Source organism: Cellulomonas carbonis (assembly GCF_014636275.1).
GTDB classification, from domain to species: Bacteria; Actinomycetota; Actinomycetes; order Actinomycetales; family Cellulomonadaceae; genus Actinotalea; species Actinotalea carbonis.
Genome location: NZ_BMEB01000001.1, coordinates 1,004,536 through 1,019,646 on the forward strand (window position 1 = coordinate 1,004,536; position 15,111 = coordinate 1,019,646).

At 75.7% G+C, this 15,111-nt stretch carries 19 protein-coding genes and 4 tRNA genes; 8 read left to right on the forward strand and 15 right to left on the reverse strand.

Going from position 1 to position 15,111, the window contains the following annotated elements; all coding sequences use genetic code 11:
- Positions 1–41: 41 nt before the first annotated feature.
- From IEV86_RS04580 to IEV86_RS04590, 3 genes are all read right to left on the reverse strand, one after another.
- Positions 42–701: a single-stranded DNA-binding protein gene (locus IEV86_RS04580; RefSeq protein ID WP_052426525.1), complete on the reverse strand. Its 660-nt coding sequence runs from the start codon at positions 699–701 to the stop codon at positions 42–44.
- 84 nt (positions 702–785) lie between these two features.
- Positions 786–2,315 carry a YfjP family GTPase gene (locus IEV86_RS04585; protein WP_081978920.1) on the reverse strand — a complete coding sequence of 510 codons (1,530 nt, stop codon included), beginning with the start codon at positions 2,313–2,315 and terminating at the stop codon, positions 786–788.
- Positions 2,312–3,970, reverse strand: a complete 1,659-nt coding sequence (locus tag IEV86_RS04590) for a GTPase domain-containing protein (protein ID WP_229734465.1) — start codon at positions 3,968–3,970, stop codon at positions 2,312–2,314. The genes IEV86_RS04585 and IEV86_RS04590 overlap by 4 nt, the downstream gene beginning before the upstream one ends.
- Positions 3,971–4,097: 127 nt before the next feature.
- Between IEV86_RS04590 and IEV86_RS04595 the strand changes: the two genes are divergently transcribed.
- Positions 4,098–4,170 (forward strand) — tRNA-Arg (locus IEV86_RS04595).
- Positions 4,171–4,208: 38 nt separating this feature from the next.
- On the opposite strand, the gene IEV86_RS04600 is transcribed toward IEV86_RS04595, so the two are convergent.
- Positions 4,209–5,006 carry a phosphatase PAP2 family protein gene (locus tag IEV86_RS04600; protein WP_081978737.1) on the reverse strand — a complete coding sequence of 266 codons (798 nt, stop codon included), beginning with the start codon at positions 5,004–5,006 and terminating at the stop codon, positions 4,209–4,211.
- Between the two features lie 211 nt (positions 5,007–5,217).
- On the opposite strand from IEV86_RS04600, the gene IEV86_RS04605 reads away from it, so the two are divergent.
- The 3 genes from IEV86_RS04605 (at position 5,218) to orn (ending at position 6,432) form a co-directional block, all read left to right on the forward strand.
- The gene (locus IEV86_RS04605) at positions 5,218–5,457 is read left to right on the forward strand and encodes a hypothetical protein (protein WP_043606758.1); all 240 of its coding nucleotides are present in this window, start codon (positions 5,218–5,220) and stop codon (positions 5,455–5,457) included.
- A gap of 64 nt (positions 5,458–5,521) precedes the next feature.
- The gene (locus IEV86_RS04610) at positions 5,522–5,779 is read left to right on the forward strand and encodes a hypothetical protein (protein WP_043606759.1); all 258 of its coding nucleotides are present in this window, start codon (positions 5,522–5,524) and stop codon (positions 5,777–5,779) included.
- Positions 5,780–5,799: 20 nt separating this feature from the next.
- Positions 5,800–6,432, forward strand: a complete 633-nt coding sequence (orn, locus tag IEV86_RS04615; protein WP_043606761.1) for an oligoribonuclease — start codon at positions 5,800–5,802, stop codon at positions 6,430–6,432.
- A gap of 108 nt (positions 6,433–6,540) precedes the next feature.
- On the opposite strand, the gene IEV86_RS04620 is transcribed toward orn, so the two are convergent.
- A tRNA-His gene (locus IEV86_RS04620) sits at positions 6,541–6,616 on the reverse strand.
- A gap of 172 nt (positions 6,617–6,788) precedes the next feature.
- Positions 6,789–7,718, reverse strand: coding sequence for an ATP-grasp domain-containing protein (locus IEV86_RS04625; protein WP_043606763.1), 930 nt, complete (start codon positions 7,716–7,718; stop codon positions 6,789–6,791).
- Positions 7,719–7,868: 150 nt separating this feature from the next.
- Between IEV86_RS04625 and IEV86_RS04630 the strand changes: the two genes are divergently transcribed.
- Positions 7,869–8,234, forward strand: a complete 366-nt coding sequence (locus IEV86_RS04630; protein ID WP_052426219.1) for an STAS domain-containing protein — start codon at positions 7,869–7,871, stop codon at positions 8,232–8,234.
- A gap of 37 nt (positions 8,235–8,271) precedes the next feature.
- Here the strand turns inward: IEV86_RS04630 and IEV86_RS04635 are convergent, their stop codons facing one another.
- The 4 genes from IEV86_RS04635 to IEV86_RS04650 all read right to left on the reverse strand — a co-directional run bounded on the left by IEV86_RS04635 (position 8,272) and on the right by IEV86_RS04650 (position 10,030).
- Positions 8,272–9,093, reverse strand: a complete 822-nt coding sequence (locus tag IEV86_RS04635; protein WP_043606765.1) for an oxidoreductase — start codon at positions 9,091–9,093, stop codon at positions 8,272–8,274.
- 52 nt (positions 9,094–9,145) lie between these two features.
- A tRNA-Lys gene (locus IEV86_RS04640) sits at positions 9,146–9,218 on the reverse strand.
- 81 nt (positions 9,219–9,299) lie between these two features.
- The gene (locus tag IEV86_RS04645) at positions 9,300–9,563 is read right to left on the reverse strand and encodes a hypothetical protein (protein ID WP_152605654.1); all 264 of its coding nucleotides are present in this window, start codon (positions 9,561–9,563) and stop codon (positions 9,300–9,302) included.
- 170 nt (positions 9,564–9,733) lie between these two features.
- A complete protein-coding gene (locus IEV86_RS04650; RefSeq protein WP_052426222.1) occupies positions 9,734–10,030 on the reverse strand; it encodes a GroES family chaperonin in 297 nt (98 codons plus the stop codon).
- Between the two features lie 241 nt (positions 10,031–10,271).
- Here IEV86_RS04650 and IEV86_RS04655 point away from each other — a divergent pair, with 241 nt between their 5' ends.
- Both IEV86_RS04655 and IEV86_RS04660 read left to right on the forward strand, forming a co-directional pair.
- Positions 10,272–10,739, forward strand: a complete 468-nt coding sequence (locus IEV86_RS04655; protein WP_043606771.1) for a peroxiredoxin — start codon at positions 10,272–10,274, stop codon at positions 10,737–10,739.
- A 46-nt stretch (positions 10,740–10,785) separates the two neighbouring features.
- Positions 10,786–10,867 (forward strand) — tRNA-Leu (locus IEV86_RS04660).
- 55 nt (positions 10,868–10,922) lie between these two features.
- Here the strand turns inward: IEV86_RS04660 and trxA are convergent.
- Positions 10,923–11,309: a thioredoxin gene (gene trxA, locus IEV86_RS04665; protein WP_043606774.1), complete on the reverse strand. Its 387-nt coding sequence runs from the start codon at positions 11,307–11,309 to the stop codon at positions 10,923–10,925.
- Between the two features lie 101 nt (positions 11,310–11,410).
- Here trxA and IEV86_RS04670 point away from each other — a divergent pair, with 101 nt between their 5' ends.
- Positions 11,411–11,962, forward strand: a complete 552-nt coding sequence (locus IEV86_RS04670; RefSeq protein ID WP_043606776.1) for an NUDIX hydrolase family protein — start codon at positions 11,411–11,413, stop codon at positions 11,960–11,962.
- Between the two features lie 50 nt (positions 11,963–12,012).
- On the opposite strand, the gene rdgB is transcribed toward IEV86_RS04670, so the two are convergent.
- From rdgB to murI, 4 genes are read right to left on the reverse strand one after another with little or no spacing between them, the layout of a single operon-like run.
- Positions 12,013–12,663: an RdgB/HAM1 family non-canonical purine NTP pyrophosphatase gene (gene rdgB / locus IEV86_RS04675; RefSeq protein WP_043606779.1), complete on the reverse strand. Its 651-nt coding sequence runs from the start codon at positions 12,661–12,663 to the stop codon at positions 12,013–12,015.
- Positions 12,660–13,415: a ribonuclease PH gene (gene rph / locus IEV86_RS04680; RefSeq protein ID WP_043606783.1), complete on the reverse strand. Its 756-nt coding sequence runs from the start codon at positions 13,413–13,415 to the stop codon at positions 12,660–12,662. The genes rdgB and rph overlap by 4 nt, the downstream gene beginning before the upstream one ends.
- 32 nt (positions 13,416–13,447) lie before the next feature.
- On the reverse strand, positions 13,448–14,242 hold the full coding sequence (locus IEV86_RS04685) for an MBL fold metallo-hydrolase (RefSeq protein ID WP_043606785.1): 795 nt from the start codon (positions 14,240–14,242) through the stop codon (positions 13,448–13,450).
- A gap of 49 nt (positions 14,243–14,291) precedes the next feature.
- Positions 14,292–15,107 carry a glutamate racemase gene (gene murI / locus IEV86_RS04690; RefSeq protein ID WP_043606787.1) on the reverse strand — a complete coding sequence of 272 codons (816 nt, stop codon included), beginning with the start codon at positions 15,105–15,107 and terminating at the stop codon, positions 14,292–14,294.
- Positions 15,108–15,111: the final 4 nt, after the last annotated feature.

Sequence of the window (15,111 nt, forward strand, 5' to 3'; positions counted from 1 at the left end):
TGTCGTCACCTGCCGGGCGGCGGTCGCCGCAGCCGCCTAGCCTACGGCGTGCCGGTGAGCGCCTTCCCCCGGGTCCCGCGGCGCGCGACGACGCCGCCGTCCGACGGCTCGTGACCTCCGCCGCCCGGTCCCGCGGCCGCACCGTGCGCACCGTCCCCCGCGCCCTCCGCACCGTCGTCCGCACCGCCGTCCGGACCGACCTCCCCCGCGGCTCCGACGACGTCGGTCACCCACGGGTCCTCCGGGGCGTCGTCGGCCCGCAGGCGCTCGACCGGCGCCTCGCCGCCGTCCTCGGTGCCGTGGCCGGATCCGTGCTCGGCGACCCGGTCGCCCTGGACGTGGACGCGCCGTGCGAACGTGGAGGTCCCGCGCGTCAGGTCGTGACCGAGCGCCGAGACGTCGAGCACGAGACCCGTGCGGACCACTCCCTCCGACGTCCACTCCTCGGTGCGCATGCGGCCCGTCACGACCAGCGGGTCACCCTTGCGGACCGACGCGGCCACGTTGAACGCGACGTCGCGGAACGCCTTGACGGTGATCCACTCGGTCCTGCCGTCGACCCAGCGGCCGAGCTTCCCGTCGTACCACCGCGGCGTCGTCGCGAGCCGGAAGCTCGTGTAGGGGACACCGTCACCGTGGACCTCGCGCGGCGTGGACGCAGCCCAGCCGACCACGGTCACCGTCAGACCGTTGACACTCATCGCTCACCTCCGGGTCGGAGCCGGCCGATCCGGCTCGTGAGGTGAGGGTGGCCGGCTGCCGACGACCCGAGGTCAGGGGCCCGTTCAGGCTGGGGAGGTCTGCTCCCCCACCGGGTCTGTGGACGCCGCGTGCCGGGCCCGAGGCCCCTCGTCCTCGTCCGACGTGACCGCGCGACGCAGCGCACGGTGGTCCGCCAGCACGGCCCTCGTGGGCGACGCCAGCCCCTCGTCGACGACCGCGCCGAGCGCGGCCCGGACCTCGGTGAGGAGCGCCGCGGCGCGGCGCTCGCGCGCCCGGACCGCCGCGCGGCGTGCGAGGACCGCGGTGGCCACCGCTGCTGCGGCCAGGAGCACCGCCAGCACACCGAGCAGCACGACCGTCGTGGTCGCCCCACCGGACCCGACCGCCGTCCCGACGCCCGCGGCCACGACCACGAGCGCGACCAGCGCGAGGACCCCCGCCACCGTGCGGAGCCGCCGTGGTCGCCGCTGGTCGAGCGTGGGCGGCTCGACCCGGTCCAGCGCCTCGGCCACCCGGGCGGTGAGCGCGTCGTCGTCAGCGAGCCCGCGCTCGACCGACGCGCGCCAGGGTTCGGGCAGCGCCCCGGCGACCTGGGCGAGCCAGCCGCGCCGGACCTCGGCGACCCGCTCGGGACGCGGCGGGACGAGCTCCGGCTCACCGCCGTTGCGCACCGCCTGCGCCGACGAGTCGGCGCCCACGGCGCGCACGAGCTCCTCGACGGTCGCGTCGCGCGGCAGGTTCTTCGGCTCGGACGTCGCGACGGTGGGTGCGAGCGCGCGTGCCGCGTCGCCGATCTCGGCGCGTGCGCGCCGCTCGGCCTGGCCGCGTCCCTCGACCGAGCGGGCGATCGCCTCGCGCAGCACGGGCACGCCGTCGCCGGTGCGTGCCGAGACGGCGTGCACGGGCACCGCATCGAGCCCGTCCTCGCGCAGGAGTCGCGCGACGTCCCGCAGGAGGCCCGCCTGCTCGGTGACGGGGACCGTGTCGACCTGGTTGAGGACGACGAGCATCGACCGCTCGTGGCCGACGAGGTGGCGCAGGTACCCGGTATGGAGCGCGTCGTCCGCGTACTTCTGGGGGTCGACGACCCACACGAGGAGGTCGACCATCGGCAGGAGCCGGTCGACCACCGCGCGGTGCTCCTCGGCGACCGAGTCGTGGTCCGGCAGGTCCAGGAGCACGAGGCCGCGCAGGTCGGCCTGCGTGTCGCCGTCGAGGGCGCTCTCGCGCTCGATCCGGCGCTCGGGCGCGACCTCGAGCCAGTCGAGCAGGCCGCTCGCGTCGCCCCACGTGCACGCCGTGACGGCGGAGGTGGTGGGTCGGCGCGCACCCACGTCGGCGAAGCGCAGCCCGGACAGCGCGTTGAACAGGCTCGACTTGCCCGAGCCGGTGCCGCCGACCAGTGCCACGACCGTGTGGTCGACGCCGAGCTCGAGGCGCTCGCGCACGGCCGTGAGCGCGGCGCGCGCGGCGTCGCGCGCGTCACCGGGCACGCGGTCGCCCGCCCGACGCAGGGCGGCGTCGAGCCCCTCGGCGCGCTCGAGGAGGGCGCGCGTCCGCGGCCCCGCGGCCGTCGGCACGGACGGTGTCATGTGAGGCCCTTCAGGACGGCGAGGCGCAGGTTGAGTCGGGCCGAGGCGTCGTCGGCGAGGTCCGGCGCGGCGAGGACGCCCTGCGCGGGCGCGGCCCCGCCGAGCGCGGCCTCGTGCGCGCGACGTGCGAGGTCCTCCGTCACGCCCTGGACCAGGTCCTCCGTCGGTCCCGTCCCGATCGTCCGCGTCACGAGCGCGCGTGCGGCGCCGAGCCCGACGGCGGCCGCGGCGACCACCGTGGCCGCGCCCGGGGTGCCCAACAGCTTGACCAGCCGACCCGCGGACTGCCCGGTGCCGCCGTCGTCGCCGCCCGCCACGGCCAGGTCGACGGCGGCGAACCACGCGGCCGCGTCCGACCTGGCCCGCGAGAGCGCGTCGGCCTCGGTGCCCGGGTCCTCGAGCGCCCGCACGACGGCGGGCGCACCCGGGACGGCGGAGCCGTCCAGGACGTCGAGCACGGCGTTGCGCCCCATGCGACGCGCCGCGGTGAGCGCGACGACGGCGGCCTCCTCGAGCTCGGCGCGGAGCCCGTCGAGCGCGGCCTCGCGCTCGGTCCGGCCGCGTCGGCCCGTCAGCCGGCCCTGGAGCGGTCCGCCCGACCCCGCGACCGCCGACCACCTCGCACGGACGGGCCCCTCGGCCACGGCGCCGGCACGGACGGCGGCCGCCGCGCGATCGGCGGGGGCCGCGAGCGCGCCCTCGACCCGCGCCTGGAGGTCCACGCGCGCGTCGACCTGGTCCTGGACCGCGCGTGCGAGCTCGGTCACCCACGGGCGCAGCGCACGCAGCGCACCGCGCTGGGTCCGGCGGATCACCGAGCGCGCACGGTCCGAGCCGGCGACCATCGCGAGCCAGCGGCGCACGGGCGCGACCGAGCGCTCCTCGAGCAGACCCTGGTGCGGGCCCAGGTCGGGCAGCAGGAACAGCGGGACGGTGCCCATCCCCCGGGAGCGGAGCCGGTCGAGCAGGTCGGTGCGGACCGTGACGAGCGCGTCGGCCGGCACGCGGTTGAGCACCATCGCCATCGACGTCCCGCGCGTCGCAGCCTCGCCGAGGACCTGCCACGGGACCGCGTCGCCGTACCGCGCCGCGGTCGTCACGAACACCCACAGGTCGGCGGCCTCGAGCAGCCGGTGCGCCGTGCTGCGGTTGGACGCGAGCAGCGAGTCCAGGTCGGGCGCGTCGACGAGAGCGATGCCGCGCGGCACCTCCTCCCGCACGACGACCTCGACGATCTCCCGCAGCGGGTGCTCGGTGAGCAGGTCGCCGTCGGCGGGGTGGTGGACGAGCACGGGCCGACGCGTCGTGGGCCGCAGCACACCGGCCGCCGACACCTCGGCGCCCACGATCGAGTTCACGAGCGTCGACTTGCCCGCGCCGGTCGAGCCGGCGACGACGACCACGGCGGGCGCGGCGAGCTCGCGCAGCCGGGGCAGGAGGTGGTCGTCGAGCTGGTCGAGGAGCTGCCGACGACGACGCTCGGCGTGCTCGACGCCGTCGACCGGGAGCGGGAACCGGGTGAGCGCGACGTCGCGCCGGAGGTCCTGGACCGCGTCCAGCAGGGTGGCCTCGACCCAGGACCGCTCGGTCCCCGCGGGCCGCCGGCCGTCACCCGGGACGGCGCCGGTGGCGCGGAGGTCGAGGTCAGCGGGCACGGGGCAATCCTCCCGTGCGCGCCGGTCGAGGCCAAACGCGCGCGCCGATCACGGTGCCACGGGCCGTCCCGCGGCGGCGGGACCCGGGCGTCCGGGGCGCGTACGCCGACTAGGCTGGTCCGGCTCGGCCCCCGTAGCTCAGTGGATAGAGCATCGGACTTCTAATCCGCAGGTCGCAGGTTCGAATCCTGCCGGGGGCGCCCGCGGCCCGACGCCCGCACCCGGCCGACGTGCCCCCTCAGCGCCGTGCGGTCACCCGTGCGGTCACCACGGCGGCGCGCGCAGCCCTCCGCCTGTCCACGACCACGACGACCCCGAGGACCGTCACGGCGAGCGCCGTGGACGCGACGACGTCGGTCACGAAGTGGTACCCGAGGTAGAGGCGGCTCAGCGCGACGACCGCGACCCCGGCGACGACGAGCGGCAGCGCGACGACGAGCCCGCGCACGGTCGGGCGGCGCGCCCACAGCAGGTAGGCGACGACGAGCAGGAAGGTCGCCGTGCCGATGGTGTGCCCCGACGGGAAGGAGTAGGTGGGCTCCGAGCCCGGCACGTACATCGTGTCGACCGGCGGGCGGGGTCGCGCGACCCAGCTCTTGAGCGTCACCGAGACGACGGTCGAGAGGACCATCGCGCCCGCGAGCACGAACGCCTGCCACCACCCGCGCGCGACGAGGCCCCACACGACGGCGGCCACGACGACGAGGACGGGCAGCACGACCGGTCCCGTCACCGCCGACACCGTCGCCATGACGGCGCTGACCGCCGGGCTCCGGACGTCGACGAGCCACGAGAGGACCGGCTGGTCGACCGCGGCGAGGTCGTCCCGCTCGCGGACCGCGTCGAGGACCCCCAGGAACCCGGCGGCCCCCGCGACCACGAGGAGGGCGCCGACGACGACGGCGGCGTGCGCGCGTCGGTCGTCGACCCACGTCCAGCCCGACCCGAGCCCGCGACGCCCGGCGTCGAGGGCCCGTCGCAGCTCGGTCCACCTCGAGCGGACGCGTCGTCGGGGGTCGTCCGCGTCTGCGTGCATCCGACGATGGTCGCAGCGGTGCGCGCCCCGCGCGCGCCCGTGCCCGACGGCGCCGACGCCCCGCCCCGACGTGGGAACCCCCGCACGCGCCCTCGCGGTGCGCGCGGAAAAAGCCGTGCGGACCCGGGGTGCCCGCTGGTTGTCTGTGACCACCGCGGTGAAGGACCTGGCCCGTCCTGGAAGCCCGTCCCACCGAACCCGGAGCACCACCATGCATCCCACGTCCCTGTACGACGCCGCGCTGCGCGACCACGCGCAGCGCATCGCGGACCTCGAGCGCGACCGGCGGCACGCCCGCCGGTCCCTCGCGGCCCGCTCGCGGACCGACCGGCGTCTGCCCGTCCCGGTCCGTCTCCACCGCACGACCCGCAGGAACGGCACCCCGCGTGCCACCGCCCAGCGGCCGGCCGCCCCCGCGCGGCCGGCCGCTGACGGCCTCGTCGCCGCCTGACACCGGCCTCCGACCGCCCGTCCGCCTGCCACGATGGGCGCATGTCCTCCCGGTCCGGCCGCTGATGGGCCGTCACTCGGCGCGACCTGAGCCCGCGCGCCCGTCGGGCGCCGGGCGCGGTGCGCCCGCACGCGGCGTCCTCCCGGCCGTCGTCCTCGGCGTCGTCGCCGCCGCTGCCGCGGCCTGGTCCGGGACGCCCTGGTGGGCCGCGGCCCTCGTCGGCACCGGTGCCGCCGTCGTCACGCTCGTCGCCACGTGGGTCGCCGCGCGGGCACCCTCGTCCGAGGCCGGCCCGCCCCCTGCCCACCGTCCCGGCGAGTGACTTCCCCGTACAGTGACCGCGTGAGCCCCGCGAGCGCCCCCAACGACCGGATCGTCTGGATCGACTGCGAGATGACGGGGCTCGACCCGTCGCGCGACGCCCTCGTCGAGGTCGCGGCCGTCGTGACGGACTCCGAGCTCACGGTGCTCGGTGGCGGCGTCGACGTCGTCATCGCCCCGCCCGCCGCCGCGCTCGAGCAGATGGACCCGTTCGTCCGGGACATGCACACGACGTCGGGGCTCCTGGACGCGCTCCCGGGCGGCACGACGCTCCAGGACGCCCAGCAGCAGGTGCTCGACCACATCCGCACGTGGGTGCCGGAGGCGGGCAAGGCGCCGCTGGCCGGGAACTCGGTGGGCACCGACAAGACGTTCCTCGACCGCGACATGCCCGAGCTCGTCGGGCACCTGCACTACCGGGTGATCGACGTCTCCTCGATCAAGGAGCTCGCGCGCCGCTGGTACCCGCGCGTGTACTTCAGCTCCCCGGCGAAGACGGGCGGTCACCGCGCGCTCGCCGACATCCTCGAGAGCATCGACGAGCTGCGCTACTACCGCGAGGCGATGCTCGTGGCTCCTCCCGGCCCCGACTCCGCGGCCGCACGCCAGATCGCGACGCGCATCAGCGAGACGTCCGTCCGCAACGGTCGCTGAACGGCGTCGCGTCGGTCCGCAGTCGGCGAGCGTCGGCTGCGGACCTCCTGGCGCCCTCCCCCGGAACGGGACGAGCCGCCCCCCGTGAGGAGGGCGGCTCGTCCGCTGTGGGGTGGCTAACGGGACTTGAACCCGCGACCCCCTGGACCACAACCAGGTGCTCTACCGACTGAGCTATAGCCACCACGACCGGCCCGACCGCCACGGCTCCGAGGAGCCGTCCGCGCGTGGACCGGCGTGAAGTCTACCCGGTCCGCAGGGGTGCTCGTACCGCGCGCCGCGGCGGGCGGTACCTCGCCGCGTGCGTCGCAGCGGCACCCGCCGCCGCGCGTCGGAGCGGCACCCGCGGACGCACGTCAGCGCGGCGCGCCGGCCCGGGCGACGATCGCGTCGGTGAGCCGCTCGAGCGCGCCCTCGGAGAGCGAGACGAAGAGCGACGGCTCGACCATCTCGAGCTCCATGAGGACCGGACGGCCGTCGTCGTCGCTCACGACGTCGACGCGTGCGTAGAGGAACGGCCGGTCGTCCTCGGCGGAACCCGCGGAGAGCAGGCGCCGGGCCGTCGCGATGACCTCCTGCGACATCGCGATCTCCTCGGGGGAGGCGTCGACGGGCGACATCTTCTCCTCCTTGTAGACGCCGTCCACCGCGACGTCCGGACCATCGAGCATCGCGCCCTTGAGCACGCTGTGCGAGTGCTCGCCGTCGACGAACACGTGGGCGCGCTCCCCCACGGTGTCGACGCTCGTCAGGTACCGCTGCACCATCACGGTCCGGCCCGCCTCGAGGAGGCGCTTGGCGTGGGAGATGGCCATCCCGCGCGACTGCGCGTCGATCGCCGTGTACCGGCCCGTGTCGATCGAGCCGGCGGACACGGCGGGCTTGATCACGAACTCCCCTCCAGCCGGGAAGCGCGTGTGCAGCGCGCGCGAGGAGAACTGCCGCTCGGGCTCGAGCCAGGTCGTCGGGACGACCCGCACGCCGGCGCGCTCGAGCTCGGCGAGGTAGTGCTTGTCGGTGTTCCACCGCACGACCGGAGACGGGTTCGCGAGCTGCGTGACCGCCTCGACGCGCGCGGTCCAGTCGAGGAACTCGTCGCGACGCTGCGCGTAGTCCCACGCGGACCGGATCACGACGAGGTCGTAGGACGACCAGTCCACCGCGGGGTCGTCCCACACCGCCGCCTCGGCGGTGGCGCCGGCCGCCGCGAGCGTGGTGAGGAGAGGCGTGTCCTCGCTGTCGAGGTGGGGCAGGGCGGCACACGTGGCCAGTGCGATGCGCGTCACGGCCCCACCCTAGACACCTCGCGCCCGGGCCGGGCGGGACCGTGCCGGGGCCGGGATCTGCGGGTGCTGCGTCGCGCTCCCCGTGCCGTGCGCGCGGATGTGCGGTTGGATCATGGGCAGGTCCACACGCACGGAGGAAACGGGTCGACGATGATCGAGGCACTGGGGCGGGAGCACGACGGGGCACCGTCGGGCATGACGCTGCACGAGGAGCCCGAGCGGTCCCTCGTCGAGGTCTGGGGCGAGGTGGACCTCGCGGTGCGGCAGAACGCGGGCCCGCTGTGCCAGGCGGTCACCGAACGCGCCCTGCCCGTCGTGATCGACGCAGGTCGCGTGAGCTTCGTCGACTCCGCCGGGATGTCGATCCTCGTGCGCATCGCACGCGACGCCGAGGCCGGCGGCTACCCCGTCGAGCTGCGCAACGCCCCCTGGATGCTGCGCGAGCTCATGACCATCACGGGCGTCGACCGGCTGCTGCCGTTCGGCGAGGACGACGCGCAGCCCGAGCAGTCCTGACCTTCCCGTCGGGGCCCGGCGGCGCCGGGGCGTCCCGTCAGCGCAGGTAGACGCGCTCGAGGACCGCGTCGAACGCGCGGTCGGGCAGGGCCCGGCGCGCGAGCATGAGGGTCCGAGCACCCCGACCCACGGGGTACCGCGTGCGGGGTCGCGCGGCGGTCGCAGCGCGGACGACCGTCGCCGCCACCTCCTCGGGCTCGGCACCTGCGCCCGGACGGTCCGCCCGCTCCAGGACGCGTGCGACCGACGCGGCCTGCCGCGCGTACGGCGAGCCCGCCGACACGGTCAGGAGGTTCTCGCGCGCGATCCGGTTCCACTCGGTCCGCACCGGCCCCGGCTGCACGAGCACCACGTCCACGCCGAAGGGCCGCAGCTCGACCCGCAGGCTGTCGCTCAGCCCCTCGACCGCGAACTTCGTGGCGTGGTACCAGGAGCCCAGCGGCTCGTAGATGGTGCCCCCCACGGAGGACACGTTGACGACCCGCCCGCTCCGCGCGGTGCGCATCGCCGGCAGGACGAGCTGCGTGAGCCGCGCGAGCCCCAGGACGTTCACCTCGACCTGCCGCCGCGCCTCGTCCGCGGGGACGTCCTCGAGCGCGCCGAAGGAGCCGTACCCGGCGTTGTTGACCAGCACGTCGAGTCGACCGCTCTCGAGCACCGCGGCGGCGCCGTCGACCATCGACGCGTCGTCGGTCACGTCCATCGCGAGGACGTGCGCACCGGCGTCCGCGAGGTCCCGCATCCGGTCGGTGCGGCGTGCGGCGGCGTGCACGACCAGGCCCGCATCGAGCAGCCCGAGCACCGTGGCGCGGCCGATGCCGGACGAGGCGCCGGTGACCAGGGCGACGGGACGGGACATGGCGGCTCCTCGGGACGACGAAGGCCCCGACCGACGGTCGGGGCCTTCACTGTGCGCCATCAGGGACTCGAACCCCGAACCCGCTGATTAAGAGTCAGCTGCTCTGCCAATTGAGCTAATGGCGCGCGGTGCATGACGTTAGCACCGCACAGGCTCCGGTGCGAAACCGGTCGGGGTGTGACGTCCGCCGCACCGGGAGCCTCGCGTCACACCGCGGGCGCGCCGTCCTCGGCGTGCTCGCCGCCCTCCCACCAGGCGACCTCGGGCAGCCCCTCCTCGGACAGGATCTGCGGCGACTGGGGGCCCTCGGGGATCGCGAGGTCGGCGAGGAGCGCGAGCGGCACGTGCTCGCTCAGCAGGCTCATCACCTCCTGGCTCGCCTCGACCTCGTCGAGGGGTGCCGTCGGCGTCGTCCGACCGGGCACCGCGGCCTCGTCCTCGCCGCCGGTCACGGGAGCGTCCCTGTCCATCGTCCTCCCTCCGCGTCCGGGCCCGCCGGACGGTCGTCAGCGCAGGCGGAGCCCGCGCACTGCCAACTGCACCACCGCGCGGGGGCGCACGCAACGCCTGCGTCCGATGTCGGTCGAGTTGTCCCTCGCGCGCTCCTCACCTGCTCGCCCCGACCGCGGCAGCGTGCCCGTCACAGGTACAGCCCGGTGCCCTGACCCGACGCCTCGGGCTCGGCGACCCCGTGCAGGTCGCGCTCACGCAGCAGCACGTACGCGGTGCCCTGCAGCTCGACCTCCGCGCGGTCCTCGGGGTCGAACAGGACCTTGTCGCCGGCCGAGACCTGGCGCACGTTCGGGCCGACGGCCACGACGAGCGCCCAGGCGAGCCGCCGACCGACGGCGGCCGTCGCCGGGATGACGATCCCTGACGTCGACAGCCGCTCGGACGACTCGGCGTCGACGTGGACGAGCACGCGGTCGTGCAGCATCCGCAGCGGCAGCCGGGCGGTGGTCCCACGAGCGGACGAGCCGGGCGCTCCGGACGTGCCGGGCGTGCGCGTCGCGGCGGGCGCAGAGCGGGGGTCCTCGCGTGTCACGCGCCGACCGTACCCGTCCGCGGGCGCGCCACGACGTCGCCCGCGGCCCGGGCGGTCGCACGGCGCCGGGTGGCCCGGGGCGAGGGGGCGGCCCGGGCGGCGGCTACCCTTCTCCCAGCCGGAAGGAGACCCCATGCCCCGCCTCGCCGTCGGCGACCTCGCGCCCGACTTCACCCTCGCCACCGCCGACGGCGGGACCCTCGCGCTGTCCTCGCTGCGCGGACGCCGCGTCGTCGTCTTCTTCTTCCCCGCGGCGATGACGCCCGGCTGCACCACCGAGGCGTGCGACTTCCGCGACTCGTACGCGTCCCTCGAGGCGGCCGGCTACACCGTCGTCGGCATCTCGCCCGACCCGGTCGACCGGCTCGCGCAGTTCGCCGAGGCGGAGGCTCTGACCTACCCGCTCGCGTCCGACCCGGACCGCTCGGTGCTCGAGGCGTGGGGTGCCTACGGCGAGAAGAAGCTGTACGGCAAGACCGTCGAGGGCGTCATCCGCTCCACGGTGGTCGTCGGACCGGACGGACGCGTGGAGGTCGCGCAGTACAACGTGCGCGCCACGGGTCACGTCGCGAAGCTGCGCCGGGACCTCGGCCTGGACTGAGGTCGGCGCGCCGGTCCCCGGCCCCGACGCCCTAGGCTCGGGGCGAGCGCGAGTGGCGGAACAGGCAGACGCGCCAGGTTTAGGTCCTGGTGCCCTCGGGCGTGCGGGTTCGACTCCCGCCTCGCGCACCCGGCCCCGTCCGTGCGTGGCTCCTGCCGGTGCGTGTGGGCCGCGCGGTCGGCGTCAGCCCTCCTGGTCGGCGGCGGCCTTCTCGCGCTGGGTGGCGACCTGCTCGCGCACGGCGTCCATGTCGAGGCCCTTCACGGCGGTGACGACCTGCTCGAGCGCCTCCCGCGGCAGGGCACCGGGCTGCGCGAAGACGAGGATCCCCTCGCGGAACGCCATGAGCGTCGGGATGGACGTGATCTGGGCGGCACCGGCGAGCGCCTGCTCGGCCTCGGTGTCGACCTTGCCGTGGACGACGTCCGGGTGCGCCTCCGACGACGCCTCGAACACCGGCGCGAACATCCGGCACGGTCCGCACCACGAGGCCCAGAAGTCCACGAGCACGATGTCGTTCTCCAGCACGGTCTGCTCGAACGTGCTCTCGGTGAGCTCGATCGTCGGCATGTCGTCCCCTTCCGTCGACTCGCGGCGTCACCACCGCACCTGCGGGCGACAACACGCGTCAGGCCCAGGTATTCCATCCGCGCTTGGGTAGCCTCGCCACCATGACGGAGACCGCCGACTTCCCCGAGCCGCCCAAGCCCGACGGCTGGCTGAGCGAGTCGGAGCTCGCCGCGGCCCGCCGCCGCATGCCGCTCGTCTACGTCGACGCCGTTCCCGTGCGCGTCGACGACAGCGGCGACGTCGTCGCCGTCGGTCTCCTGCTGCGCGTCAACAGCGTCGGCGCGATGACGCGCTCGCTCGTGTCGGGCCGTGTCATGTACCACGAGCGCGTCCGGGACGCGCTCGTCCGGCACCTCGAGAAGGACCTCGGGCCGGTCGCGCTGCCGCAGATCCCCGCGACACCGCAGCCGTTCACGGTCGCCGAGTACTTCCCCACGCCCGGGGTGACGCCCTACCACGACTCGCGTCAGCACGCCGTGTCCCTCGCGTACGTCGTGCCGGTCGCGGGCGACTGCGAGCCGCAGCAGGACGCGCTGGAGCTCGCGTGGATGACCCCCGAGGAGTCGTGCAGCGAGCAGGTCCAGGTCGAGATGACCGGTGGCCAGGGCTATCTCCTGCGGCAGGCGATGGCGCACGTCGGCCGGCTGCCCTGACGGCCCGCCCCTGCTGAGCGTCACCCCGGCTCAGACCGGCTGAGACCGGCTCAGGCGGGCGGGCGACCACCCTCGAGCACCGCGGCGAGCACGGGGGCGAGCGCGCGGAACGCCTCCCCCCGGTGCGACACGGCGTTCTTCTCCTCGGGCGTGAGCTCGGCCGAGGTCAGGGGCCGCCCGGCAGCGCGGCCCGGCTGACGCTCGGGCACGAGCACCGGGTCGTACCCGAAGCCGTTCGCGCCGCGCGGCGCGGTGGCGAGCACGCCGCGCAGCACCCCCGTCTCGACGTGCTCGTGACCGTCCGGCGTGACGAGCGCCGCCGCGCACCGGAACTCGGCGCCGCGGTGCCGCTCCGGGACGTCGGCGAGCTGGTCGAGCAGGAGCCGCAGGTTGGCGGCGTCGTCGCCGTGCGCGCCGGCCCACCGGGCCGAGAACACCCCGGGGGCGCCCCCGAGGACGTCGACGCAGAGCCCCGAGTCATCGGCGAGGGCGACGAGACCCGTCGTGCGGGCGAGCGCCCTCGCCTTGATCAGCGCGTTCTCGGCGAACGTCACGCCGTCCTCGACGGGCGGCTCGGCGCCGAGGTCCGCCGCGCTCACGACGTCGTCGGGTGCCAGGCCCGGCAGGACGGGCGCGAGGATCGCCCGGAGCTCGCCGAGCTTGTGCCGGTTGTGCGTCGCGAGGACGACGCGCGCCGTCACGGCGCCCCGTCCGCGAGCGCCTCCGACTGGAGCCGCGCGAGGCGGTCGGTCCCCTGGACCGCGAGGTCGAGCAGCCGGTCGAGCTCGGCGCGGTCGAACGGCGTCTGCTCCGCGGTCCCCTGCACCTCGACGAACGCCCCGGACCCCGTGACGACGACGTTCATGTCCGTCTCGGCGCGGACGTCCTCGACGTAGGGCAGGTCGAGCACGGGCGTCCCGTCCACGATGCCCACGCTGACGGCCGCGACGGAGTCGCGCAGGACCGTCCGACCCGCGGGGACGACGCCGGTGCGCTTCGCCCACGCGACGGCGTCCGCGAGCGCGACGTACGCCCCGGTGATCGCTGCCGTGCGCGTCCCGCCGTCGGCCTGGAGGACGTCGCAGTCGAGCACGACGGTGTTCTCGCCGAGCGCCTTGACGTCGACGACGGCGCGCAGCGAGCGGCCGATCAGCCGTGAGATCTCGTGCGTGCGGCCACCGATGCGCCCGCGCACCGACTCGCGGTCGCTCCGGGTGCTCGTCGCGCGGGGCAGCATCGCGTACTCCGCCGTGACCCACCCCTCGCCGGACCCCTTGCGCCAGCGGGGGACGCCCTCGGTGAACGAGGCCGCGCAGAGCACCCGCGTCCCGCCGAACTCGACGAGGACGCTCCCCTCCGCGGAGTCGAGCCAGCCGCGCGTGAAGCGCACCTCGCGCAGCTCGTCGGGTCGGCGGCCGTCGGCGCGCAGGGTGGGGGCCGCTGGGGTCGTCATGGCGACGACCCTATCCGCCGGGTCCGACGACCTCAGAGGGTGACGACGAGGCCGGCGTGCGCCGTGCCGATCGGGCCGTCGAAGACGTCCGCGGCCTCGGCCGCCGCGACGCCGGGCTCGTTCCACGCGGGCACGTGCGTCAGGAGCAGGCGCGCGGCACCGGCCGCGGTGGCGGCGAGACCCGCGCGGCGACCCGTGAGGTGGATGCCGCGGACGGCGTCGTCGCGGCCCTCGACGAACGCCGCCTCGCAGAGGAGCAGGTCCGCACCCGCGGCGAGCGACGTGAGGCCGTCGCACACGTCGGTGTCGCCCGAGTACGCCAGGACCACGGTGCGCGAGGGGTCCTCGTCGGACGGGCCGGACACGCGCACGCCGTAGGCCGGCACGGGGTGCTCGACGGCCACCGGGGTCAGCTCGAGCGGGCCCACCCGCACCGGGCTCCCGGGCTGCCAGGCGTGCACCGAGAGCTGGTCCGCCATCGACTCGCCCGGCTCGAGGCCGTACTGGTCGGCGAGGCGGGACGCGGTCCCGAACGGTCCGTGCACCGGCAGCGGGCCCCTGCGCCGGACGCCGTCCGGCCGGTAGCGCAGGTAGACGTACAGGCCCGAGACGTCGGCGACGTGGTCGGGGTGCAGGTGCGACAGGCCGACGAGGTCGAGGGTCGCGGGGTCGCACACGCGCTGCAGGGGGCCGAGGGCACCGCTGCCGAGGTCGAGCAGCACCCTCCAGGTGCGACCCTCGGCGTCGTCGGCCTGGACGAGGTAGCAGGACGCGGCCGATCCCGGTCCGGGGAAGGAGCCCGAGCAGCCCACGACGGTCAGGCGCACGCCGCCACCGTCCCCGGGCCCGTCCGGCCCACGGAGCCGACCGCGGGGCTCACCGCAGCGCCCCGGCCGGCTCGACCGCGTCGACCTCGGGCCCGAGGAAGCGCCGCGCGAGACGCGCGAACCCGTCGGCGTCGCCGGTCGCGAGGAAGCGGTGCGTCGGCGGGCCGAGGGCCGGGTCCCGTTCGAGGCCGTGGGCGACGAGCGTCCGGTACACGTCCTTCGCGGTCTCCTCGGCGCTGGAGACGAGCGTGACCTGCTCCCCCATCACGTACGAGATGACGCCCGTCAGGAGCGGGTAGTGCGTGCAGCCGAGCACGAGCGTGTCGACACCCGCGTCGCGGACCGGCGCGAGCTCCTCGTGCGCGACGGCCAGCACGTCCGGTCCCGAGGTGCGGCCCGCCTCGACGAGCTCGACGAACCGGGGGCACGCGTGCGTCGTCAGCGTGATCTCCGGGGCGACCGCGAACGCGTCGTCGTACGCACGCGACTCGATCGTCGCGCGCGTGCCGATGACGCCGACCCGCCCCGTGCGGGTCGCCGCGGCGGCCCGTCGGGCGGCCGGGAGGATCACCTCGACCACGGGCAGGCCGCGCCGCTGCGTGTAGCGCTCGCGTGCGTCGCGGAGCACGGCCGCCGACGCGCTGTTGCACGCGATGACGAGCATCTTCACGCCCGCGTCGACCAGGTCGTCCATGACCTCCAGCGCGTGGGCGCGCACCGCGGCGAGGGGCTTGGGCCCGTACGGCCCGTTGGCCGTGTCGCCGATGTAGAGCACCGACTCGGTGGGCAGCTGGTCCAGGACGGCACGAGCGACCGTCAGCCCGCCCACACCCGAGTCGAAGATGCCGATCGGCGCGTCGTTCACGGGG